This window comes from Streptomyces europaeiscabiei (assembly GCF_001550375.1).
Taxonomy (GTDB): Bacteria; Actinomycetota; Actinomycetes; order Streptomycetales; family Streptomycetaceae; genus Streptomyces; species Streptomyces europaeiscabiei.
In genome coordinates this window covers 1-3,430 of sequence record NZ_LRTR01000365.1, presented here as the reverse complement: position 1 = coordinate 3,430, position 3,430 = coordinate 1, and the positions used below count along the sequence as shown (strand labels likewise).

General features: G+C 73.1%; 4 protein-coding genes. 3 read left to right on the top strand and 1 reads right to left on the bottom strand.

Translation table 11 applies throughout. The features are described 5' to 3' along the window. Positions 1–520 (top strand): NsdA family TPR-like regulatory protein (locus AWZ10_RS17290; protein ID WP_482258104.1); only part of this gene is annotated, 520 nt, incomplete at its 5' end. Between the two features lie 86 nt (positions 521–606). Here AWZ10_RS17290 and AWZ10_RS17285 read toward each other — a convergent pair. Further along, entirely contained in the window at positions 607–1,200 is a 594-nt protein-coding gene (locus AWZ10_RS17285; protein ID WP_046708793.1) for a histidine phosphatase family protein, read from the bottom strand. 205 nt (positions 1,201–1,405) lie between these two features. On the opposite strand from AWZ10_RS17285, the gene AWZ10_RS17280 reads away from it, so the two are divergent. Together AWZ10_RS17280 and AWZ10_RS17275 are read left to right on the top strand one after the other, a co-directional pair. Further along, positions 1,406–2,437, top strand: a complete 1,032-nt coding sequence (locus AWZ10_RS17280; RefSeq protein WP_060891506.1) for a phosphatase PAP2 family protein — start codon at positions 1,406–1,408, stop codon at positions 2,435–2,437. Next, positions 2,388–3,430: hypothetical protein (locus AWZ10_RS17275; RefSeq protein WP_060891505.1), on the top strand; the 1,043-nt coding region annotated here is incomplete at its 3' end. The genes AWZ10_RS17280 and AWZ10_RS17275, both read left to right, overlap by 50 nt.

The window sequence follows — 3,430 nt, the reverse complement described above, 5'->3', positions numbered from 1 at the left end:
GCGGATCGCCCGGCCGCTGGGGTCGCCACGGCTGATGTCCCTGCTGGCGCTGCGGGAGGCGGGCGGCTGGGCGGGGCTCGCCGACCGCACCGGGTGCGAGCAGGCGCTGGCCCGGGCGCACGCTCTCTACGGGCGGGGGACCGCCGAGGCCGACCCGGAGTGGATGAGTTTCTACGGGGAGGCCGAGCTGGAGGGTCTGGAGGCGCAGTGCTGGTCCACGCTGGGCGACTGGCCCCGGGCGGCCCGGCACGCGCGCCGGGCGGCCGGTCTGCAGAACCCGCACTTCACGCGCAACATCGCGCTCTACACCGCCGAACTCGCCGACGACCTCGCGCGCGGGGGGCGTCCCGACGAGGCCGCGGCGGCCGGGATGCGGGTCCTCGACCTCCTCGACGAGGTCCAGTCCTCCCGCGTCCAGCAGATGCTCGCGGGGACGGCTCGGGTGCTGCTGCCGCACCGCCGGGCCACGGGGGTGTCGGCGTTCCTGGAACGGCACGCGGGGGTCGCGCGGAGCGCGTAGACAGCCGCCTGTCGTAGCTGCGGGCAGTCGTGCCACTGGGGGCGGCACGGGTGGGCGCAGTGATGACAGGCAGACCCACCCCGCAGCTACGACAGGTGCCCCGTGTCGTTCCAGGACTCGATCGCCGGGTCTCCGTAGGCCCAGCCGAGTACCGACAGGGACGTCGGGTTGAGGCGGATGCGGGCCGCGAAGTCGAGGTCCAGCCCCAGCCAGCGCGCGGCTATGCACCGAAGGATGTGCCCGTGGGCGAAGACCAGCACATCGCGGTCCTCGCCCCGCGCCCACGCGACCACCTCGTCCGCGCGCGCGGAGAGCTGCCGAAGGGTCTCCCCCTCGGGAACGCCGTCGCGCCACATGAGCCAGCCGGGCCGGAAGGCCTGGATCTCGGCGGGGGTCAGCCCCTCGTACGCCCCGTAGTCCACCTCCATCAACATGTCCCACTCGGTGGCCCGGTCACCGAAGCCGGCCAGATCGCAGGTCTCACGCGCGCGGGACAGGGGACTCGTCCGGACGTCGGCACCGGGCAGCCCGTCCAGGGGCGCCCGGTGAAGACGCTCCCCGAGGAGCTTGGCACCGCGCCGCCCCTCTTCGAGGAGCGGAATGTCCGTCCTGCCGGTGTGCTTCCCGAGCAGGGACCATTCCGTCTGTCCGTGCCGGGCCAGCAGAATGCGCGGTGCCATGAGCGACCTTTCCGGGGGCCTTCTGCGAGAAGGGAGAATTGGGAGGCGGATGCCTCCATCATCGCTCACGCTGTCGGGGGGCAACCCGGAAGGCGATCTCTGCGTCTTGGACATCGTCTTGCACATGGGCCACAGCTGAACCACACACAGATGAACACCGCACACGGGTGGACACCGAGGCACGCAGATGGGGGAGGACGTTCGGATGCCGCAGACCGAGGCGACCGAAGCACCGGTTACCAGAAGGGCCGGCGCACCGGTTACCGAGGGGGCGCCGACCGCGCGGCTCCGCTGGTGGACCGAGCTGCCGCTGATCCTGCTGGTGTACGGGGCGTACTCGGCCGGCCGACTGCTCGCCCGCGGCGACACCGCCCACGCCGTCGACCACGGCCTGTCGATCCTGCGGATCGAGAAGGCCCTGTGGCTCAACGCCGAGCATCCGCTGAACCGTCTGTTCACCCGTGAGCCCTGGATCGGGATACCCGCCGACTTCCTGTACGCGTCGCTGCACTACCTGGTCACGCCCGCGCTCCTGGTATGGCTCTTCAGGTCCCGCACCGTGCGCTACCGCGCGGCCCGCACCTGGCTGCTGACCTCCACCTTCATCGGCCTCATCGGCTTCACCCTGCTCCCCACCTGCCCACCCCGGCTGCTCGACCCGTCCCACGGCTTCGTCGACACGATGGCCCAGTACAGCTCGTGGGGCTGGTGGGGCGGCGAGGCCAGCGCGCCCCGGGGTCTGGGCGGCATGACGAACCAGTACGCGGCGATGCCGAGCCTGCACGTCGGCTGGGCCCTGTGGTGCGGTGTGATCCTCTGGCGCTTCGGCGGCGGCTCACGCCTCGTGCGGACCGCCGCCGTCGCGTACCCGCTGATCACCACGATCGTGGTGATGGGCACCGCGAACCACTACTTCCTCGACGCGGTGGCGGGCGCCGCCGTGATGGGGGCGGGCCTGCTGCTGGCACCGCTGGTGCTGCGGACCGCGGACCGGTGTCGCACGGCGCTCGGACTCCCGACGATGGCCACGGGCCGGTTCGGCGACGGTGACCGACAGCACGGCAAGGAGCCCGTCGTTCCAGCCACGGCCGCCTCTCGCCGCTCGGTTTCCCCAATTGTCAGTGCCGGGTGCCAGACTTCCCCGGGTGAGCGAATTCCACGGCAGCGGATCATCGAACCCGAGCCGGGTGCCGCCCCCTCGGAAGCAGGGGACGGCGCTGCGGCAGCGGCTCGCTGAGCTGCGCGGACCCGAGGTTCCACCCAAGTCGCTGGACGCGCGCGCCCTCGCCGCGCTCGCGGCCAACCCGGGCTGTGAGCGCCGCGCGCTCCTGGACGGCGCGGGCGTGAACAAGGCGGTGCTGGCGGACGCGCTCGGCTCGCCCTCCGCCTTCGGCCAGTCCCAGTTCGCCTTCATGCGGGGCAACGCCTTCGAGGCCAAGGTCAAGGCGGACGGCGGCGCGGAGCTGCTGCGGCTGGTGCACGAGAGACTGGACCCCGGCGCCGAGCCACCGACCTCCGCCAAGGTCCCCGACCTCACGGCCGTGGGCCCCGAGGGCCGCGCCGCCCGTACGGCACTGGCGTTGCGCGAGGCCACGGACGCCGGCGGCTGGGCGCTGCTCGACCACCCCATGTTCGCGCTCGACGTCGCGGGCACCCCCGCGTTCCTGGAGCCGGACGCGGTGGTGGTCCACCCGGACGGCAGCTGGTCGGTCGTCGAGATCAAGTCCTTCCCGATGCTGGACGGTTCGGCGGACGCCGCGAAGGTGGGCGCGGCGGCCCGCCAGTCCGCGGTGTACGTGCTGGCGCTGGAGGAGGTCGCCGCCCGGCTCGGCGGCGAGGCCCGCAAGGGCGCCCCCGCGCCCGAGGTCCGCCACCGGGTGCTGCTGGTCTGCCCCAAGGACTTCACCAACCTCCCGACGGCCGCCGCGGTGGACATCCGCAAGCAACGGGCGGTCACGCGCCGCCAGTTGGCTCGGCTGACCCGCATCGAGGAGATCGCGGACACGCTCCCCGAGGGCACCTGCTTCGCCACGGACCTCCCCCAGGAGCGGCTGACGACGGCCGTCGAGGCGCTGTCCGCCTCCTATGCCCCGGAGTGCCTCGCCGCCTGCGAGCTGGCCTTCCACTGCCGGGCCCGCTCCCGCGCGGAGGGCGCGGTGACCTCCCTGGGCCGGGCCACACGCGCCGAGCTGGGCGGCCTCACGACGGTCGACGACGTCCTGGCGGCGGC